21 protein-coding genes are annotated in these 18,562 nt (G+C 68.8%); 19 read left to right on the top strand and 2 right to left on the bottom strand.

The annotated features are described in order from the left end of the window. The first annotated feature begins 135 nt into the window (after positions 1–135). The 9 genes from nirD (at position 136) to D6T64_RS21175 (ending at position 6,790) form a co-directional block, all read left to right on the top strand. Positions 136–555, top strand: coding sequence for a nitrite reductase small subunit NirD (nirD, locus tag D6T64_RS21215; RefSeq protein WP_119976667.1), 420 nt, complete (start codon positions 136–138; stop codon positions 553–555). Beyond that, positions 552–1,352, top strand: a complete 801-nt coding sequence (locus D6T64_RS21210) for a sirohydrochlorin chelatase (RefSeq protein ID WP_233551483.1) — start codon at positions 552–554, stop codon at positions 1,350–1,352. The genes nirD and D6T64_RS21210 overlap by 4 nt, the downstream gene beginning before the upstream one ends. Before the next feature lie 48 nt (positions 1,353–1,400). Then, positions 1,401–2,123, top strand: a complete 723-nt coding sequence (gene trmD, locus D6T64_RS21205; protein WP_119976665.1) for a tRNA (guanosine(37)-N1)-methyltransferase TrmD — start codon at positions 1,401–1,403, stop codon at positions 2,121–2,123. 93 nt (positions 2,124–2,216) lie between these two features. Continuing rightward, positions 2,217–2,786, top strand: a complete 570-nt coding sequence (locus D6T64_RS21200) for an MFS transporter (RefSeq protein WP_119976664.1) — start codon at positions 2,217–2,219, stop codon at positions 2,784–2,786. Between the two features lie 164 nt (positions 2,787–2,950). Beyond that, the gene (rplS, locus tag D6T64_RS21195) at positions 2,951–3,292 is read left to right on the top strand and encodes a 50S ribosomal protein L19 (RefSeq protein WP_119976663.1); all 342 of its coding nucleotides are present in this window, start codon (positions 2,951–2,953) and stop codon (positions 3,290–3,292) included. Positions 3,293–3,376: 84 nt separating this feature from the next. Further along, positions 3,377–4,174 carry a signal peptidase I gene (gene lepB, locus D6T64_RS21190; RefSeq protein WP_377010291.1) on the top strand — a complete coding sequence of 266 codons (798 nt, stop codon included), beginning with the start codon at positions 3,377–3,379 and terminating at the stop codon, positions 4,172–4,174. Further along, positions 4,175–4,837, top strand: a complete 663-nt coding sequence (locus tag D6T64_RS21185; RefSeq protein ID WP_119976662.1) for a ribonuclease HII — start codon at positions 4,175–4,177, stop codon at positions 4,835–4,837. It abuts the gene before it with no gap. A gap of 38 nt (positions 4,838–4,875) precedes the next feature. Continuing rightward, a complete protein-coding gene (locus tag D6T64_RS21180) occupies positions 4,876–5,199 on the top strand; it encodes a DUF2469 family protein (RefSeq protein WP_119976661.1) in 324 nt (107 codons plus the stop codon). 115 nt (positions 5,200–5,314) lie between these two features. Next, a complete protein-coding gene (locus D6T64_RS21175; protein ID WP_119976660.1) occupies positions 5,315–6,790 on the top strand; it encodes a glyceraldehyde-3-phosphate dehydrogenase in 1,476 nt (491 codons plus the stop codon). Positions 6,791–6,818: 28 nt separating this feature from the next. Here the strand turns inward: D6T64_RS21175 and D6T64_RS21170 are convergent, their stop codons facing one another. Then, entirely contained in the window at positions 6,819–7,262 is a 444-nt protein-coding gene (locus D6T64_RS21170; RefSeq protein ID WP_119976659.1) for a nitroreductase family deazaflavin-dependent oxidoreductase, read from the bottom strand. A gap of 120 nt (positions 7,263–7,382) precedes the next feature. Here D6T64_RS21170 and D6T64_RS21165 point away from each other — a divergent pair, with 120 nt between their 5' ends. The 8 genes from D6T64_RS21165 (at position 7,383) to D6T64_RS21130 (ending at position 15,806) form a co-directional block, all read left to right on the top strand. Then, complete coding sequence (locus D6T64_RS21165; RefSeq protein WP_119976658.1) at positions 7,383–8,519, top strand: alcohol dehydrogenase catalytic domain-containing protein; 1,137 nt, start codon at positions 7,383–7,385, stop codon at positions 8,517–8,519. After that, entirely contained in the window at positions 8,516–9,655 is a 1,140-nt protein-coding gene (locus D6T64_RS21160) for a dipeptidase (protein ID WP_119976657.1), read from the top strand. The genes D6T64_RS21165 and D6T64_RS21160 overlap by 4 nt, the downstream gene beginning before the upstream one ends. 113 nt (positions 9,656–9,768) lie before the next feature. Then, positions 9,769–10,455: an SGNH/GDSL hydrolase family protein gene (locus D6T64_RS21155; protein WP_119976656.1), complete on the top strand. Its 687-nt coding sequence runs from the start codon at positions 9,769–9,771 to the stop codon at positions 10,453–10,455. A gap of 126 nt (positions 10,456–10,581) precedes the next feature. Next, on the top strand, positions 10,582–10,944 hold the full coding sequence (locus tag D6T64_RS21150; RefSeq protein ID WP_119976655.1) for a YraN family protein: 363 nt from the start codon (positions 10,582–10,584) through the stop codon (positions 10,942–10,944). A 28-nt stretch (positions 10,945–10,972) separates the two neighbouring features. Further along, positions 10,973–12,505: a YifB family Mg chelatase-like AAA ATPase gene (locus D6T64_RS21145; RefSeq protein ID WP_119976824.1), complete on the top strand. Its 1,533-nt coding sequence runs from the start codon at positions 10,973–10,975 to the stop codon at positions 12,503–12,505. After that, entirely contained in the window at positions 12,505–13,809 is a 1,305-nt protein-coding gene (gene dprA, locus D6T64_RS21140) for a DNA-processing protein DprA (protein WP_119976654.1), read from the top strand. Before D6T64_RS21145 ends, dprA begins: the two co-directional genes overlap by 1 nt. A 59-nt stretch (positions 13,810–13,868) precedes the next feature. After that, positions 13,869–14,846, top strand: a complete 978-nt coding sequence (locus D6T64_RS21135; protein ID WP_119976653.1) for a metallophosphoesterase — start codon at positions 13,869–13,871, stop codon at positions 14,844–14,846. Positions 14,847–14,882: 36 nt separating this feature from the next. Further along, positions 14,883–15,806: a tyrosine-type recombinase/integrase gene (locus D6T64_RS21130; RefSeq protein ID WP_119976652.1), complete on the top strand. Its 924-nt coding sequence runs from the start codon at positions 14,883–14,885 to the stop codon at positions 15,804–15,806. Between the two features lie 16 nt (positions 15,807–15,822). Here the strand turns inward: D6T64_RS21130 and D6T64_RS21125 are convergent, their stop codons facing one another. Continuing rightward, positions 15,823–16,353: a M23 family metallopeptidase gene (locus D6T64_RS21125; protein WP_119976651.1), complete on the bottom strand. Its 531-nt coding sequence runs from the start codon at positions 16,351–16,353 to the stop codon at positions 15,823–15,825. Between the two features lie 332 nt (positions 16,354–16,685). On the opposite strand from D6T64_RS21125, the gene rpsB reads away from it, so the two are divergent. Beyond that, positions 16,686–17,621 carry a 30S ribosomal protein S2 gene (rpsB, locus tag D6T64_RS21120; RefSeq protein WP_119976823.1) on the top strand — a complete coding sequence of 312 codons (936 nt, stop codon included), beginning with the start codon at positions 16,686–16,688 and terminating at the stop codon, positions 17,619–17,621. 10 nt (positions 17,622–17,631) lie between these two features. Continuing rightward, positions 17,632–18,459, top strand: coding sequence for a translation elongation factor Ts (tsf, locus tag D6T64_RS21115; RefSeq protein ID WP_119976650.1), 828 nt, complete (start codon positions 17,632–17,634; stop codon positions 18,457–18,459). The last annotated feature ends 103 nt before the right edge of the window (positions 18,460–18,562 follow it).

The following is an 18,562-nucleotide window of genomic DNA, read 5'->3' as shown; positions in this document are numbered from 1 at the left end:
GTGAGGCAGGTTTCACGTCGGCGAAACACGGGGCGTGATTCGCGGAAACCTGACCGCCGTAGCGTGAAACCAACGCCAAGCAGCCGGACGGATACATCCCCGGCAGCACCAGTACACCAAGAGTGGGAGCGCACCATGAGCCTGACCATCACGACACCGACCACCGTCTCCTCCGCCACCGGCGCTGCTCCCGCCGGCCTCAGCAGCACCGACCTCAGCAGCGCCGACCTGGTGTGGGAGCGGGCCTGCGCCGTCACCGACCTCGAGCCCTCCTGGGGTGAGGCCGCGCTGGTGCGCATGAAGCAGATCGCCCTGTTCCTGCTCTCCCCGACCGAGATCTACGCCGTCGCCCACTGCGACCCGCACACGGATGCCTACGTCATGGCCCGCGGCATCGTCGGCTCCAAGGGCGACCGGCCCACCATTGCCTCTCCGCTGCACAAGGAGGTCTACGACCTCGAGACCGGCGAGTGCTTCTCCAACCCCGCCCTCGCCCTGCCGACCTACCAGACCCGCGTCGTCGGCGGCTACATCGAGGTCGCGGTCGAGGCGTGAGCCGGACCCGCACCGATGTGGCGCGCCGCGCACTAACCGGACGGATGCCCCGAAACGTGCGGTCCGCCGCCCAGCCCGCGCTCGTCGCGGTCTCTCACGGCACCAACTCGCTCGCCGGGCAGGCCGCGATCGCGGCCCTAGTCGCGGCCGTCTCCATTGCCCGCCCCGACCTCACGGTCGCCGGCGGTTTCGTCGACGTGCAGCAGCCCGACGTGGCCACGACCCTCGGGGCGCTGCCCGACGCATCCGCCGCCATCGTCGTACCCCTCTTACTGTCGGCCGGCTACCACGTGCACGTCGACCTGCAGAAGGAGACCGCCGCCGTCGACCGCGACACGGTCGTCTCCGCCGCCCTTGGCCCCGACCGGCGGTTGGTTGAGGTACTCGTCTACCGTCTGGGCCAGGCCGGCTACCGGGCCGGCGATGAACTCGTGCTCGCCGCTGCCGGCTCGAGCGACGCCCGCGCCGTGGAAGACTGCCGCGAAGTCGGCCGGATGCTCGCCGCCCGCCTCGGCGTGCGTGTCACCGTTGGGTTTCTCTCCGCCGCCAGCCCGCGGCTGGCCTGCGCGGTGGCCGCCGCGCGCATCCGCCATCCACACGCCCGCCTCGCCATCAGCACCTACCTGATGGCCCCGGGCTTCTTCTTCGACCTCACCCGCAACGTCGGGGCCGACCTGGTCAGCGACCCGCTGCTGGTTGCCGCTGAGGCGCCCCCGGCCGGCATGGTCGACCTCGTGATCGACCGCTACCTCGACGCCCACCTCGCTGCGGGGCGCCTCGCCGCCCACGCGGCGTAGCGACACGGCCCGCGCACCCCAGACCGGCCCGCAACCTAGAATCGAGGGATGCGCATTGACATCGTCACCATCTTCCCCGAGTTCTTCGATGTGCTGGACCTCTCCCTGCTCGGCAAGGCCCGCCAGAGCGGCCTGATCGAGCTCGGCGTGCACAATCTGCGTGACCACACCCACGACCGGCACCGCACCGTCGACGACACCCCCTACGGCGGCGGCGCCGGCATGGTGATGAAGCCCGAGCCCTGGGGCGACGCCCTCGACGCCATCTTCGGCGAGCCCGCGCCGGTATCTTCCGAAGCGGATGCCGCACCCGGCCCGATCCTGATCTTTCCGTCTCCCGCGGGGGAGCAGTTCACCCAGGCCATGGCCCGTGAGCTCTCCGAGCAGCCGCACCTGGTGTTCGCCTGCGGCCGCTACGAGGGCATCGACCAGCGCGTCGTCGACCATTTCGCGACCCGCGGCGAGGTGCGCCTCGTCAGCCTCGGTGACTACGTGCTCAACGGGGGAGAGGTGGCCGTGATGGCGATGATCGAGGCCGTCGGGCGGCTGATTCCCGGCGTCGTCGGCAACCCCGAGAGCCTCGTCGAAGAGTCGCACGAGGGCGGGCTGCTCGAATACCCGAGTTACACGAAGCCGTCGAGCTGGCGCGGCCTCGACGTGCCGCCCGTGCTGCTGAGCGGCAATCACGGCGCCATCAGTGCTTGGCGGCGCGCTCAGCAGCTCGAGCGTACCCGCCGGGTGCGCCCCGACCTGCTGCCGCCGGCCGTCTGACCGCTCCCCAGCACAGGTTGCCGCGCCTGAATCTGCACTGCGCCTTCAGCGAACTGTGAGGCTTCGCGCAGCACGTGCGAATACTCTGGACTGGTGATCATTAGACGGATTTTCTACTCCTGGCAGTTCGCCGCCGTAGCCGTGTTGCCCCTCTGGTTGCTGATTGGCTCGGCCATCTTCGGCACCGGAGGCTGGGCCGTGCTCGGCGTCTTCTTCGGCGCCGTCGCACTCGGACTCAGCCTGCTGGTCGTCGCGCTTCTGGTGTACGCCCGCAAAGAGGTGCGCTCCACCCGCATGGTCTCCTGGGCCGATGTCGGGGTGCTCACCCTCTGGCACGCGCTCATCATCGGCATCGGATTCGCCGAAAGCGCCTCCGGCTGGCTCTCGGTGCTGGTCGTCTTCATCGGCATCGGAGCCTTCTGGTTCGCGCTCTGGGAACTCTACGATGCCGCGCGCAAGCGGATGCGGGCGATGATCGACCTCGTCGAGCAGCAGGCCCGGCCGCCGGCCGGCACGTCCCGCCAGGGTCCGCTGTCGTTCCCGAACATGCCGACCATGCCGAACATGCCCGGCAGCGCCTCGTCGCCGCAGAGTTCGGCCCCGCGGCCGGCACGCACCGACCCCGAGGTCATTGTGATCAAGGAAAAACCGACCCAGCCCTGAGTCTGGGCTGTGACGCATCCGCTTTGCGAGAGCGCGCGGTTTCTGACAGAATAGGCGTTTGTGCCGCGGCAAGCCTCTGCCACAGGGGAGCTGTCACTTTCGGCGCAACAAAATCAGTCACTTATTCGTATTCGACCTGTGGCGGGTACAGAGAGCGAAAACTCATGCATATTCTCGACCAGGTGGATGCGCCGTCCCTCAAGACGAACATCCCCGACTTCCGTGCCGGCGACACCGTCAAGGTGCACGTCAACATCATTGAAGGTACCCGCTCTCGTATTCAGGTCTACCAGGGCGTCGTCATCGGCCGCTCCGGTGAAGGCGTGCGCGAGACGTTCTGCGTGCGCAAGGTCAGCTTCCAGATCGGCGTCGAGCGTACCTTCCCGGTGCACTCGCCCGTCATCGACCACATCGAAGTTGTCACTCGTGGCGACGTGCGTCGCGCGAAGCTGTACTACCTGCGCGACCTGCGCGGCAAGAAGGCCAAGATCAAGGAAAAGCGCTAACCCGCAACTCCTGCACAAAGCTAGGCCCCGTATCAACCTGAGCTCCGGATCCCGTACAGTGGATCCGGAGCTCAGGCGGTTTAATTGACAGAAAATGTACTGACCTCGCGATCCGATCGCCGGGAATCAGATTCACCCAGGAGCAAGAAGACCAGCGTCTTGCTCTTTTTGCGCGACCTCCTGATCATTTTCGTGGTGGCCCTGCTCATCTCGTTCCTGATCAAGACCTTCCTCATTCGGTCGTTCTACATTCCGTCGAGTTCGATGGAGCAGACCCTGCAGGTTGACGACCGCATCATCGTCAACCAGCTCGAGCCCGGCCTGATGCCGATCGAGCACGGCGACGTCGTCGTCTTCACCGATCCGGGCGGCTGGTTGCCGCCGTCGGTCGAGGTGGAACAGAACCCGATCGTCGCCTCCCTCGACTGGGTCGCCTCCATCGTCGGCCTGTCCGCGCCCGACAGCAATGACCACCTCGTGAAGCGGGTCATCGGGCTGCCCGGCGACCACGTGGTCTGCTGCAACGCCCTCGGCCAGATGAGCGTGAACGACATCGCCCTCGATGAGTCCGCCTACCTGTCGCCGACCGGTGAGACCCGCGTCTCCAAGGACGACTTCGACGTCACCGTGCCGCCGGATTCGCTGTGGATGATGGGCGACAACCGCTACAACTCCAAGGATTCCCGCTACAACGGCACCACCCCCGGCGAGGGCTACGTGCCCATCGAGAACGTCGTCGGGCGCGCCCTGGTCGTGTCCTGGCCGCTCGGGCACCTCAGCTGGCTCGACAACTACTCCGACGTCTTCCGGGGCGTCGAGCAGACGGATGATGGCGCGACCGACACCGACAGCACCACCGGCACGCAGACAGCCGACGAGTAGGTGGCCGTTTCGGACCCCACGCTCGACGTGGAACGCGAGATGCTCGCGGCCTACCCGTCGCTCGCCTCCGGTGCGGGGTGCGTGATCGGCTGCGACGAGGTCGGCCGCGGGGCCCTCGCCGGACCGGTTGCCGTGGGGCTCGCCGCGATCGACGTGCATGTCACCCCCATTCCGGCCGGATTGCGCGATTCGAAAATGCTCAGCGAACCCCGACGTGAACTGCTCGCGCCGCTCGCCGTGTCCTGGGCGAGGCACTCCGCCGTGGGGCTCGCCACGGCTCAGGAGGTCGACGAGCTCGGCATCATCGCCTGCCTCGGCCTGGCCGGCAAGCGCGCCCTCGCGAAGCTGCACGACTCCGGCGTCGACGTGCGCGCGAGCGTGGTGTTGCTCGACGGCAGCGACGACTGGCTCACGCGTTCCCTCGGAACGCCGCTGCGCGTGGTGACCCGCATCAAAGCCGACCGGGATTGCGGGTCGGTGGCAGCAGCATCCGTCATCGCCAAGGTACACCGCGACCGCATGATGATCGCCTACGACTCGGCCACCCCCGGGTACGGCTGGTCCGGCAATAAGGGGTATGGCAGTGCGGCCCATATGAGTGCCATAGCCGAGCTCGGTCCGAGCGGGCTGCACCGCCGGTCCTGGCTCAAGACCCCGGTCTGATTCGTCGGCCCAAAATCAAGAACTAGGATTGGGTCACCATGGAAGAAGACGAGTTTGAGGACTACGACCGCGAGGTCGAGTTGGCCCTGTACCGCGAGTATCGCGACGTAGTCGGGCAGTTCCAGTTCGTCGTCGAGACCGAGCGACGGTTCTATCTGGCAAACGAGGTCGAACTCGTGCGCCGGGACACCGAGCACGACTTCTACTTCGAACTCACCATGAAAGACGTCTGGGTGTGGGACGTCTACCGGTCCGACCGCTTTGTGAAGTCGGTGCGCGTGCTGACGTTCAAAGACGTCAACGTGGAGGAACTCGCGTCGAAGGACTTCGAGCTGCCCAAGGAACTGGCGATCGACGAGTAGACCCCGGATAGGCCACGGATAGGCCACGGGTAGGCGCGCGGGTAGGCGTTGGACGGGTGGCGAGGCGATAGGCTTCAGGCGCTCACACAAACCAACGACGGTAGGAAGTAGCGCAGTGAATCATAATCAGGCAGCGGATCGTGCTCGGCAACTCTGGATCGACCGGGAGGCGCTGGCCGAAGCCATGATCCCCCTGATCGGCCGGCTCTACCGCACCAACAACGTGGTCACGAGCGTCTACGGTCGCGGACTGGTCAACAAATCGGTGGTCGGCCTGCTCAAAGCGCACCGTTTCGCCCGGCACATCGCCGACGTCGAACTGCCGCTCGAGGAGACCCTTCCGATTCTGCAGGCCCTCGGCAACCTGAACCTCGGCGCGGCGTCGCTCGACCTGGCCCGCCTGGCCGTCGGTTACCGGGCCAGCGCCGCAGACACGACCCTCGACGAGTACCTGCGCGAGGAACTTGCCCCGATCGTCGGCCAGCACGGCCTCGACGAGCGCACAAGCACCGACGTCGTGCTCTACGGCTTCGGCCGCATCGGCCGCCTGCTCGCCCGCATCCTGATCGAACACGCCGGCGGCGGCCAGGGCCTGCGCCTGCGCGCCATCGTCGTGCGCAAGGGCTCGGAGAACGACATCATCAAGCGGGCCAGTCTGCTGCGCCGGGACTCCGTGCACGGCCCCTTCGAGGGCACCATCACCGTCGACGAGATCAACAACACGATCCTCGCCAACGGCACCCTGATCCAGGTCATCTACTCGAGTGACCCGGCCACGGTCGACTACACGTCGTACGGCATCCACAACGCCGTCGTCGTCGACAACACGGGCCGCTGGCGCGACGCGGAAGGACTGTCCCAGCACCTGAAATGCCCGGGAGTCTCCCGCGTTCTGCTGACCGCGCCGGGTAAGGGCGCGCTCAAGAACATCGTGCACGGCATCAACCACGCCTCCATCACCGCCGACGACCTCATCGTCACCGCCGCCTCGTGCACCACGAACGCGATCACCCCGGTGCTCAAGGCCGTCAACGACCGCTTCGGCATCGTCGAAGGCCACGTCGAAACGGTGCACTCCTTCACCAACGACCAGAACCTCATCGACAACTTCCACTCGGGCGACCGGCGTGGACGCTCGGCGGCGCTCAACATGGTGATCACCGAGACCGGCGCGGCCAAAGCCGTCGCGAAGGCCCTGCCCGAACTGGCCGGCAAGCTCACCGGCAACGCGATCCGGGTGCCCACCCCCGACGTGTCGATGGCCATCCTCAACCTGACCCTCGAGTCGGGCACCGACAAGGAGGAGCTCAACACCTATCTCCGCACCATGTCGCTGCACTCCGACCTGCACAAGCAGATCGACTACATCGACTCGCCCGAGGTCGTCTCGAGCGACTTCCTCGGCTCCCGCCGGGCGGGCATCGTCGACGGGCTCGCAACGATCGCGACCGGCAACAAGGTCGTGCTCTATGTCTGGTACGACAACGAATTCGGCTACAGCTGCCAGGTGATTCGGGTGCTCGAAGAGATGGCCCAGGTTCAGGCCCCGACCTTCCCCGGCACCGCAGCCCTCACCGTCGTCGCCGGCTAGCCCCGCACGTCAGTCAGCCGCGCGGCGGTCAGCCGCGCGGCTCGCAGATGACGACAGGAATGTCGCGACTGGTTTTGGTCTGGTAGGCGGCGTATCCGCTGTACGCGGCCACGATGCGCGGCCACAGTTCGGACTTCTCCGCGGATGTCGCGGTGCGCGCCCGAAACGGCCGCGTGCGCCCGCGCACGGTCAGCTCGATCTCCGGGTTGGCGACGAGGTTCTGGTACCAGAACGGATGTCGATCGTCGCCGCCCTTGGACGCCACCAGCACGTAGGTGTCGCCGTCGTGCACCGGCGCCGTCAACATCGTCGATCGTCGTTGCCCGCTCGTGCGCCCGATGGTGTGCAGCTCGACCGCCGGGATCGTGCCGATGGTCCAGCCGATCCGGCCCCCGGAGACCCGGAGGAGGGCCCGGTGCACGCCGTTCATGGCTTTCATCGACAGGTCGGTGAGCTTCGTGCGCGCAGTCATGGCAGAACTCTACGCGCGCCAGCGCCCACGCGCCCCGCGTGTCGGCGGTCCCGGCTAGGTTGGGCCATGACGACAGCTGCGACGCCTTTCCCGACCGTTCCTGCCCCCATTCCTGCCACCATGCAGAGCGCCGTTCTCGCCGAAGCCGGGCGGCCGCGGCCCTATGCCGCGAGTGTTCCGCTGTCCCTTCGCACCCTCGCAGTGCCGTCCCCGCGGGCCGGCGAGGTGCTCGTGAGGATCCAACGGGCGAGCCTCTGCCACTCCGACCTGTCGGTGATCGATGGGTCCCGGGTGCGTCCGTTGCCGATGGCTATCGGCCACGAGGCATCCGGTACCGTCGCCGCCTGTGGTGACGGGGTCACCGATGTGCACCCCGGTGACCGCGTCGTGCTGGTCTTCGTTCCGGGCTGTGCAAACTGCCGGGCCTGCCGCTCGGGTCGCCCGGCGCTCTGCCATCGCGGGGCCGCCGCGAACACGACCGGCGACCTGCTGCACGGGCCGGCGCTGCTGCGGTCGGCGACGGGCGAACGCATCAACCACCACCTCGGAGTGTCGGCCTTCTCCGAGTACGCCGTCGTCGCCCGCGAATCGGTCGTCGTGATCGACGCCGACGTACCCCTCGACGTCGCCGCGATGTTCGGCTGCGCCGCCCTCACCGGTATCGGTGCCGTGCTGAACACCGGCCAGCTCACCGAGAACCAGTCGGTGATCGTCTTCGGGCTCGGCGCCGTCGGGCTGATGGCCGTGATGGCGGCCGCCCAGGTGCCCGGTGCGACGGTCATCGCCATCGACCCGCTGCCCGAGAAACGGGCACTCGCGCTCGCCTGCGGGGCACAGTTCACCGGCGCCCCCGGCGATGCCGCCGCCCTCGTCGTCGCGCACACCGGCGACGGCCGCGGCGGAGAATCGGGTGTCGACCTCGCCGTCGAGGCGGTCGGCAGCGCCCGGGTGCTCGAAGCCTGCCTGCCGCTGCTCACCCGCGGCGGCGCCCTCGTCTCGGTCGGGCTGCCGCACCCCGAGCAGACGATCACGGTGATGGCCCTGCAGTTCGCGGGCACCGGCATTCGTCTGCTGGGCTCGTATATGGGCGATTCGGTACCCGAACGGGACATTCCGCGGTACCTCGCGCTCTGGCGCGCCGGGCGGCTGCCCGTGGAACTGCTGCACACCGACACCCGGCCGCTGGCCGAGATTAACGAGGGCCTCGACGCCCTCGCCGAGGGGCGCGTGGTGCGCCGACTGTTCGTGACCGCATGACCGCGGCCGAGCCCGCGCAGCCGCCGACCCTCCCGGCTGCGTCGACACCGGATGCCCCGGGACCGGCAGCCGTCGCGGCGATCGTCGCGCAGGCACTCGACCTGGCCCCCTTGATCGACGGCCACAACGATTGGGCCTGGGAATGCCGCGAACACCGCGACTACTCCGTCGAAGACCTCAGCGCCGGCCTGGCCACCGATACCGACATCGCCCGGCTGCGTGCCGGGCGGGTCGGCGGCCAATTCTGGTCCGTCTACGTGGCGGACGACCTTCCGGGCGCCGAGGCCGTGCAGGGCACCCTCGAGCAGATCGACTGGGTGTACCGCCTCGCGGCGCGCTACCCGCAGGTGTTCAGCATCGCCCGCAGCGCGGCCGACATCGAAGCCGCCCGCGCCGGCGGCCGTATCGCCTCCCTGCTCGGCGCGGAGGGCGGCCACTGCCTCAACGACTCACCCGCCGTGCTGCGCATGCTCGCCCGGCTGGGCGTGCGCTACCTCACGCTGACCCACGTGCACAACACCGAGTGGGCCGATTCCGGCACGGATGCCCCCGCGCACGATGGCCTCAGCGCCCGCGGCGTCGAGTACGTGCGGGAACTGAACCGGCTCGGCATGCTCGTCGACCTGTCCCATGTGGCCCCGGCCACAATGCACGCGGCCCTCGACGTGACGGACTCGCCCGTCATTTTCAGTCACAGCTCCTGCCGTGCCCTCGCCGATCATCCCCGCAACGTGCCCGACGACGTGCTCGCCCGACTCGCCGAGAACGATGGCGTGCTCATGGTGACGTTTGTGCCGCAGTTCCTCTCCGAGCAGTACTCGGCCTGGTTCGACGGCCCGCACACCGGGCCGGCGCCCGCGGTGACCGTGCTCGACGTGGCCGATCGCGTCGAGCACGCCCGCAACCTGGCGGGGCTGCGCCACATCGGGCTCGGCGGCGATTTCGACGGCACCGACGAGTTTCCGCTCGGCATCGAGGGCGTCGACGGGTACCCCGCCCTGCTCACCGAGCTCGCCGAACGCGGCTGGTCTGCCGCCGACCTCGCCGCGCTCGCGGGCGGAAACGTGCTGCGGGTGCTGCGCGCGACGGATGCCCGCTTCGCGTTCACCTCGGCTGTCCCGACCCTGATTCGCTGACGACGCTGATTCGCTGACGACGCTGATTCGCTGACGACGCTGGTCGGTGGCCAGGACCGGTGTCGAGCACGGACCGAGCCAAACTTGGGGGAGCGCCGCTCCGAACCACGGTCATGAGATCTACACGCCACCGGGTCATCCTCGGCATCGCTGCACTCGGCGTCGTGGGCGCCGTCGCGCTCACGATCGCGAACCTGTCGCCGGCGCCGACGTCACCGACCGCCGCGCAGTTCCCCGATGGTCCGACCGTCGCTTTCTACGGCGACTCCTACACGCTCGGCACCGGGGCGAGTGACCCGGCCCTGCGCTGGTCGACCCTGATCAGCGTTCCGCGGGGCTGGAACGAGGTCAATCCCAGCGTCAACGGGCTCGGCTTCGTCAACAACCGCAGCAGCCTGCCCGGCCAGGACCTCGTGGAACAGGTCATCGACGCCGATCCCGACATCGTGATCGTCACGATGGGACTCAACGACAACTTCTCGATGCCGGCCGCAGCCGACGAGATCCAGGCGGCGATCCGTGACGACCTGGGCGCGCTCGCGCGGTCTCTGCCCGAGGCGCGCATCGTGGTCGTCGAGCCGTTCTGGTACACGGATGCCCGCCCAGAGTCCGTCGACCAGATCAGCGGGTGGGCCCAGGCGGGGGCACAGGCCATCGACGCCGACTTCATCGCGGGCGCCTCGCGCTGGATCGAGGGCCATCCCGAGTGGATCGGGTCAGACGGGTTGCACCCGAGTGACGCCGGCTACGCCGAAATCGCCCGGCGAATGGATGCGGAACTGGTGCTGTTGGGGCTGTAGCGGCGCGGCCTGTCTCGGCGCGGCACCATCCCTCCACAGGGCACGGTGCCGACGACTTGTTCACTGATCAGGCTTTTCCTCACCCTGGTCGCTCCGACGTGCGCCAGTCTGGGCGCGGAGGTCAACGTGGCGCACAAAGACGAAGTGGGCAGGCGCGGCGAAGAGTGTGCCGCGCAGTACCTGGCCGGTGACGGCTACCGCATCATCGCACGCAACTGGCGGTGTGCCGAGGGCGAGATCGACGTCATCGTCGAACGCGATGGGGAGGTCGCGTTCGTCGAGGTCAAGACCCGTTCGAGTACCCGGTTCGGGCATCCGTTTGAGGCAATCACGGTGGTGAAGCTCGCCCGAATGCGGCGGCTCGCGGCCGCCTGGTGTGAACAGGCCGAGGTCTGGCCGCCGCGCATCCGCATCGACGCGATTGCGGTGATCACCGGCACGGGCACCGGCTCCGAGCCGATCGTCGAGCATCTCAAAGGGGTGTTCTGATGGGGCCTGTTCTGTGGGGGCCGCGCTGATGGGCGTCGCACGCACGCACGCTGTGGCCCTGATCGGGTTGACCGGTGCCCTCGTCGAAGTCGAAGCCGACATCTCCTCGCAGCTTCCCAACTTCATCCTGATCGGGCTGCCCGATGCGGCCCTCGCGCAGGCCGCCCAGCGGGTGCGGGCTGCGGCACAGAACTCGGGCTGCCCGGTAACCCCGCACCGGCTCACCGTCAACCTGTCGCCGGCCGCGCTTCCGAAGCACGGCGCGGGGTTCGACCTCGCAATCGCGCTGGCCTGCCTCGCCGCCGACCGGGTCGTGTCGACGGCATCGGTGGGGCGGGTGGTGCACTTCGGGGAGCTCGCCCTCGACGGTCGGCTGCGGCCGACCCCCGGCATCCTGCCCGGGGTCATCGCGGCTGCCCGACTCGGTCACACGACGGTGATGGTGCCGGCGGGCAACGCCGAAGAAGCCGCCCTCGTGCCCGGCGTGCGGGTGATCGGCGTCGCGTCGCTGCGGGACGCGGTCATCTGGCACGGCGGTGAGCTCACGCCGCGCCCGGTTGAGCCGATCCGGTATGCCGCCGCAGAATCCGCGGATGCGGCGGAACTCGACCTGGTCGACGTGATCGGCAACGACGACGCCATCCTGGCCCTGCAGATCGCGGCCGCGGGCGGGCACCACGTTTTCATGCTCGGGCCGCCCGGGGCGGGCAAGACCATGCTCGCGGCACGCCTGCCGGGGTTGCTGCCCGACCTGGACCAGGCCGCGTCCCTCGAGGTCAGCGCGCTGCGCTCCCTCAGCGGCCGGGGCCTCGGCTCAGCGCTCATCACCCGGCCGCCGCTCGAGGCGCCGCACCACACGGCCACCGCGGCCGCCATCGTGGGCGGCGGCAGTTCGCAGATTCGGCCGGGGGCCGCCGCTCGGGCGTCGCAGGGCGTTCTGTTCCTCGATGAAGCACCGGAGTTCGCCCGTCCCGTTCTCGACGCGCTGCGCCAGCCCCTGGAATCGGGGGTGATCAGCATCCATCGGGCCAACGTGATCGCGCATTTTCCGGCCCGATTCCAGCTCGTGATGGCCGCCAACCCGTGCCCGTGCGGCCAGTACGGGGCTGGCGACCTCGAGTGCACCTGTCCGCCGAGCGCCCGGCGCCGGTACCTGGCCAGGCTCTCCGGCCCGCTCATGGACCGCATGGACATTCAGCTCGCGGTCAGCCGCATCACCGCGGCGCAGCTGCGGCTGGCCGGCGAGACCCCGCGCACGAGCAGCACGGATGCCCGGGCCCGCGTGATCACGGCCCGCGCGGCAGCCGCCGAGCGGCTGGCGCAGACCCCGTGGCGGGTGAACGCCCAGGTGCCGGGCCCGTGGCTGCGAGCCGCGCCGGCCCGTCTCGACCTCGCCGCCACGGCGTCGATCGACCGTGCCCTCGAGCGCGGCGGCCTCACCATGCGCGGGTACGACCGTGTCCTGCGCGTCGCGTGGTCCATCGCGGACCTCGACGGAACCGTACGGCCGGGCCCCAACGAGGTGGGTCTGGCTCTCTACCTGAGAAAAGGGATGGCGTGATGAGAATTTTCGGACTGGACGAGGCGCGCGTGATGGCGCTCGCCGCCGGCGTGGCACTCGGCGCAAGCGGAGCCGAACCGCCGGATCCCGCGGCGGCGGCGCACATCTTCGCCCGCGCGGCGTGGTCTGGGATCGCCGAGCCCGGCGACGGACTCGCGGGTCTGCTCGTCACCGAACTGGGTGCGGTCAGCTCCCTGCAAGTCCTGCACGATTCCTGGACCCCGCGGCGAATTTCGGCCCTGATCCGCGAGCGGCGCGGTGCGGGCGTGAACGAGCGGGGAGCGGGGCCGGCACGAGGAGGTGACGAGGAGTTCGAGACCACCCTCCAGCAGGGCCTGGAGCGGTGGCGCCCCCGGCTGGTGCTGGACGACGTGGTGCGCTCGCTCCTCGCCGCGCAGCGAGTGTCGGCGAAGCTGCTGCTGCCGAGCGATCCGCTCTGGCCCCTGGCCCTCGGAGACCTCGCGGCACATACGCCGATCGCGTTGTGGTGGCGGGGGACTCCGGCCGCGCTCCGGGCGATGCCCTGCTCGATCGCGCTGGTCGGGTCGCGTGCGGCCACCCAGTATGGCGAACACGTCGCCATGGAAGCGTCAGCGGGACTGTGTGATCGGGGCTTCGCCATCGTGTCGGGGGCGGCCTACGGCATCGACGGCATGGCGCACCGGGCGGCGCTCGCGAGCGACGGCATGACCGTCGCCTTCCTCGCCGGGGGAGTCGACCGTTTCTATCCGACCGGCCATGACGCCCTGCTGAACCGAATCACCGAGCTCGGGGCGGTCATCTCCGAGCTTCCCTGCGGTGCCAGCCCGACCAAGTGGCGGTTTCTGCAGCGCAACCGACTGATCGCCGCCGCGAGTGCGGCGACGGTGGTGCTCGAGGCCGGCTGGCGATCCGGATCGTTGAACACGGCCGGCCATGCAGCGGCGCTCGGGCGGCCGCTCGGGGCGGTCCCGGGCCCGGTCACCAGTCCGGCTTCAGCCGGTTGCCACCGCCTGATCCGCGAATACGATGCCGAATGCGTGACCAACGCGAGCGAAATGGCCGAGCTGGCCGGCATCAGTCCGCACCCGACCGGGCTCAACGTGCCGGCCGCGGACGGCGACGCGGGCGCGGGGTCGGGTCACGGCCGCACGAGTGACCAGGTGCGGGTCTTCGATGCTCTCAGCGCCCGGGCCGCTCGCTCCGTCGCCGACATCGCGCGGCGTTCGGGACTGTCGTTGTCGTCGGTGCGCGGGGCTCTGGGTGGCCTCGGGCTCGAGGGGGTGGTGCACGAACGAGAATCGGGGTGGTCGCGCACGACGTGAGTGAAGACACTCCTGACGGTCGCGGGCCCTAGGGTGGGACTTCACTGAAGGGTGGATCCATGCCGAACGACGCTTCTCCCCCGACCGAACGGGCCCCCCACGTGCAACTCGGCCAGCACCCGGCCGCCACCCACCTCCTGGTACACCTCAGCGACACGCACTTCCTCGCCGAGGCGGCGCCGCTCTATGGCAGCGTCGACACCGACAGCACCGTCGTGCGGGCGCTGGCCCAGATCGACCGGCTGGGCCTGCGCCCGGATGCCCTCGTCTTCACCGGCGACATCGCCGATCGCGGGCAACCGGACGCCTACCGTCGCATTCGAGCCTTGGTCGACACCGCCGCCACCCGATGGGGCTCCGCGGTGGTCTGGGTGATGGGAAACCATGACGATCGAGCCGCCTTCCGCGCCGACCTGCTCGGTCGACCGGCGGAGGGGAAGGCCGTATCCACCGGGCCGAACACGCCACCGGCACCGGTCGACAGCTCCGTCACCGTCAACGGTTTGCGCCTGATCGCGCTCGACACGTCGGTGCCCGGCTACCACCACGGCGAACTGACGGATGCCCAACTCGGCTGGCTCGCCCGGCAGCTGCAGGAACCGGCACCCCACGGCACCATCCTCGCCCTGCACCACCCTCCGATCGCCTCCCCGATTGGGCTCATGACGGTGCTCGAGCTGCGCGAGCAGCACCGATTGGCGCGGGTGGTAGCGGGCAGCGACATCCGCTCCATTCTCGGCGGGCACCTGCACTACGGAACCCACGGCCTGTTCGCCGGGATTCCCGTGTCGGTGGCCGCGGCGACCTGCTACACGATGGACCTCACCGCGCCACACCGGCAACTCACGGGCGTGAACGGCGGCCAGTCGCTGCACCTCGTGCACGTGTACGCGCCGAGCACCGGTGGCGGAATCGTGCACTCCCAGGTGCCCATCGGGGATTTCACCACGGTCACCCATCTCGACGCTGCCCTCCTCGCCCGAATCGAGGCGCTCAGCCCCGCCGGCCGCCTCGACGCATTCTCCCGGCAGCGCTAGCCCACCCGTGGCCGTCGCCCCGAATAGGCTGGCACCATGCAGCTGACCCGGGAGATCGCCGACTTCGTGCTCTACCTGCAGGTGGAGCGCGGCTTCTCCGAGCACACCGTGCGCGCCTACCGCAGCGACCTGGCCCGGCTGGCCGACTTCGCCCGGCAGCGGTCGCTGACCCAGACCCGCGACGTCGACCTCGAGTTGCTGCGCGAATGGCTGTGGGTCGAGACACAGGCGGGGCTCTCGCGAGCCACCCTGGCCCGCCGCTCGGCCTCGGCCCGCAGCTTCACGGCCTGGCTGGCGCGCACCGGGGAGACTCCCGCCGACGAGGGCGTGCGCCTGCGCGCGCCGAAACCGGCGCAGTCCCTGCCCCGCGTGCTCGGCACCGCCCAGATGACCGCGCTGTTGTCCGCGCTCACGGCGCGCACCGCCGACGGCGACCCGGGGGCGCGACGGGACCTCGCCATCATCGAAGTGCTCTACGCGTCGGCACTGCGGGTCTCGGAACTGGTCGGTCTCGACGTGGCCGACCTCGACCTGGACCGGTTGACCCTGCGGGTCACCGGGAAGGGGGCCAAGGAGCGCGTCGTGCCCTTCGGAGTGCCGGCGAAAACCGCCGTCCTGCAGTACCTGCAGCATGCGCGCCCCGTGCTCGCCGCCCAGCCCGGCACGGCGCCGGCCCGTCTGCAGACGGCCCTGTTCCTGGGCTCACGCGGACAGCGCCTGGGCGTGCGCGCGGTGTATCGTCTCGTGGCCGGGCTGCTGGCGGATGTCCCGGGTTCCGGTCCGTCCGGCCCGCACGCCCTGCGCCACACGGCCGCGACCCACCTGCTCGATGGGGGAGCCGACCTGAGGGCCGTGCAGGAGTTGCTCGGGCATGTGAGCCTCGGCACGACGCAGATCTACACGCACGTCTCGGCCGAACGCCTGCAGCAGAGCTACCGACTCGCCCATCCGCGGGCCTGACCGGGCCGCGTCGAACCTACGCCAGGGGAAGCAGCACCGCGCCCGGGATCCCGCCGAGCAGCAGCAGCGGCGATACGTACTCGCCGTGCAGCCGCAGGCCGAGGTGCAGGCAGCCCTGGCAGTGGCCGCCGGTCGCCACCGTTCCAATGCGCTGGCCCGCGAGCACCGGGTCGCCCACGGCCACCGAGGCCTCGACCGGTTCGAAGCTGGAGACCCGGTCACCGGGGTGGGCGATCGCCAACACCGGGCGATCAACGACCACGCCGACAAAGCTGACCACGCCATCCGCGGGCGCCAGCACCGGGTCGCCCGGCCGAGCGGCGAAGTCCAGCCCGCGATGTCCGGCCGCATAAGGCGTTGCCGGTGCGTCATAGGCAGCAGAGATGGTGTGTGGGGGGCCGATCGGCCAGACCCAGGCATCCGTCGGCGCGGCACCGGCACGAGGACCGGCACCAGCACCAGGACCGACACCAGGACCGACACCGCCACCGGCACCGGCGAGCAGCGAGACGACCAGGAGGGCGGTGAACGATGCAGGTGCACGCATGCGACCACACTGCACCCGTGCATCACTCGGCGGGGGACCGAAACGGAGATGGGGCAGACTCCGCCGACACTTCGCCCTGTGGAGGAACCGACCGCGCCGGGGTGGTACTCTACTCAGAGCAGCGCTTTGTGCGCTGACTACGCGTGCCCATTCGGCCTCCAGGTCCAATCGGTCCTCGTCTCGTCGGGATTCCTCGGATTCGTTCCTCGGAATTCCCGATAGAAACAGGGGCGGACGTGTGCCGGGCACCAGGAGTGATGATCGTCCGATCATCGCAGAAACCGATTGGCGTTTCGCTGCCCTGCAGCAACGCCGGACAAGGAGAACGGCTCATGGCCGTCGTAACCATTCGCCAGCTGCTCGACAGCGGCGTGCACTTCGGGCACCAGACCCGCCGTTGGAACCCGAAGATGAAGCGCTTCATCTTCACCGAGCGTTCCGGCATCTACATCATCGACCTGCAGCAGTCGCTCGGGTTCGTTGACAAGGCCTATGACTTCGTCAAGGAGACGGTTGCCCACGGCGGCACCATCCTCTTCGTCGGCACCAAGAAGCAGGCCCAGGAATCCATCTCGGAGCAGGCGACGCGCGTGGGCCAGCCCTACGTCAACCAGCGCTGGCTCGGTGGCCTCCTCACCAACTTCCAGACCGTTTCCAAGCGTCTGGCCCGCATGAAGGAACTCGAAGAGCTCGACTTCGACGACACCGCCAAGAGCGGTTTCACGAAGAAGGAAATGCTCATCAAGAAGCGCGAACTCGTCAAGCTGCACAAGAGCCTCGGCGGAATCCGCAACCTGACGAAGACCCCGTCTGCCCTGTGGGTCGTCGACACCAACAAGGAGCACCTCGCAATCGACGAGGCCAAGAAGCTTGGCATCCCCGTCATCGCGATCCTCGACACCAACTGCGACCCCGATGACGTCCAGTACCCGATCCCGGGCAACGACGACGCCATCCGCTCCGTGGGCCTCTTGACCCGTATCATCGCGGACGCCGCAGCCGAGGGCCTCATCCAGCGCCACGCCAAGCCGGAGGCCGAAGTCGAGCCCCTCGCCGCATGGGAAGCCGAACTCCTTCAGGGTTCGGAAAAGGCCGGTTCCGAAGAGGCCGTTGTCGACGCGCCCGTCGTCGAAGAGGCAGCCGCTGTTGTTGCCGAGCCCGTTGCTGACGTCACGATCGCCGACGCCGTTCCCAACACCGACGTTGCCGCCGCTTACGCTGCAGCCGTCGTTGCTGAGGCCGACGTTGCCGCTGAAGAAACCAAGTAGGGATTCAGGTATGGCAAACTTCACACTTGCAGACGTCAAAGCCCTGCGCGAAAACCTCGGCACCGGAATGGTGGACACCAAGAATGCTTTGGTCGAAGCCGACGGTGACATGGACAAGGCCATTGAGATTCTGCGTCTCAAGGGAGCAAAGGGCAACGCCAAGCGCGCTGACCGTTCCACCTCGGAGGGCCTCGTCGCCGCCAAGGAAATCGGCACCACCGCGTTCATGATCGAGCTCGCCTGCGAGACCGACTTCGTCGCCAAGGGCGACAAGTTCGTCGTCCTCGCCGACAAGGTCCTCGACGCTGTCGCGGCCGCTGGAGCGACCACGGTCGAAGAGGGACTGGCCGCCCTGGCCGGAACCCAGACCGTCGCCGACCTGATCGACGGCGAAGCCGCCATCATCGGCGAGAAGTTCGAACTGCGTCGCGTCGTTGCCGTGAACGGTGAGTCCTTCTCGATCTACCTGCACAAGACCAGCAAGGACCTGCCCCCGCAGGTCGGAGTTGTTCTGGGCTACGCCGGCGCTGACGCGGAGACCGCGCGCAGCATCGCGCAGCACATCTCCTTCGCCAACCCCGAGTACCTCGCGGCGGACGATGTTCCGGCCGAGGCCGTGGAGACCGAGCGTAAGATCGTGACCGAAATCTCCAAGAACGAAGGCAAGCCCGAAGCGGCCCTGCCCAAGATCGTGGAGGGTCGCGTCAAGGCCTACTTCAAGCAGGTCGCCCTGCTCGAGCAGGACTACGCCAAGGACAACAAGGTGTCCGTCAGCAAGGTTCTTGCCGACGCCAAACTGACCGTGTCGGGCTTCGCCCGATTCAAGGTCGGCGCGTAACACCACGCGCGTGATCGACACCACGATTAGATAATCACGGTGGGGAAGGCCGGGCCAGCGAAAGCGACCCGGCCTTCCTGCGCGCGCGGCCCGGATCGACCGG

Origin of the sequence: Cryobacterium melibiosiphilum, from assembly GCF_003602235.1 — a bacterium.
Classification (GTDB): domain Bacteria; phylum Actinomycetota; class Actinomycetes; order Actinomycetales; family Microbacteriaceae; genus Cryobacterium; species Cryobacterium melibiosiphilum.
This window is presented reverse-complemented; position numbering and strand designations above follow the sequence as displayed.

Coding starts and splice junctions, on each gene's coding strand:
- D6T64_RS21155 (WP_119976656.1), top strand. CDS start 9,769: ATGAGATCTACACGCCACCGGGTCATCCTCGGCATCGCTGCACTCGGC.
- dprA (WP_119976654.1), top strand. CDS start 12,505: ATGAGAATTTTCGGACTGGACGAGGCGCGCGTGATGGCGCTCGCCGCC.
- rpsB (WP_119976823.1), top strand. CDS start 16,686: ATGGCCGTCGTAACCATTCGCCAGCTGCTCGACAGCGGCGTGCACTTC.
- D6T64_RS21145 (WP_119976824.1), top strand. CDS start 10,973: ATGGGCGTCGCACGCACGCACGCTGTGGCCCTGATCGGGTTGACCGGT.
- D6T64_RS21125 (WP_119976651.1), bottom strand. CDS start 16,353: ATGCGTGCACCTGCATCGTTCACCGCCCTCCTGGTCGTCTCGCTGCTC.
- tsf (WP_119976650.1), top strand. CDS start 17,632: ATGGCAAACTTCACACTTGCAGACGTCAAAGCCCTGCGCGAAAACCTC.
- rplS (WP_119976663.1), top strand. CDS start 2,951: ATGCATATTCTCGACCAGGTGGATGCGCCGTCCCTCAAGACGAACATC.
- D6T64_RS21170 (WP_119976659.1), bottom strand. CDS start 7,262: ATGACTGCGCGCACGAAGCTCACCGACCTGTCGATGAAAGCCATGAAC.
- D6T64_RS21130 (WP_119976652.1), top strand. CDS start 14,883: ATGCAGCTGACCCGGGAGATCGCCGACTTCGTGCTCTACCTGCAGGTG.
- D6T64_RS21135 (WP_119976653.1), top strand. CDS start 13,869: ATGCCGAACGACGCTTCTCCCCCGACCGAACGGGCCCCCCACGTGCAA.
- D6T64_RS21180 (WP_119976661.1), top strand. CDS start 4,876: ATGGAAGAAGACGAGTTTGAGGACTACGACCGCGAGGTCGAGTTGGCC.
- D6T64_RS21160 (WP_119976657.1), top strand. CDS start 8,516: ATGACCGCGGCCGAGCCCGCGCAGCCGCCGACCCTCCCGGCTGCGTCG.
- trmD (WP_119976665.1), top strand. CDS start 1,401: ATGCGCATTGACATCGTCACCATCTTCCCCGAGTTCTTCGATGTGCTG.
- nirD (WP_119976667.1), top strand. CDS start 136: ATGAGCCTGACCATCACGACACCGACCACCGTCTCCTCCGCCACCGGC.
- D6T64_RS21165 (WP_119976658.1), top strand. CDS start 7,383: ATGCAGAGCGCCGTTCTCGCCGAAGCCGGGCGGCCGCGGCCCTATGCC.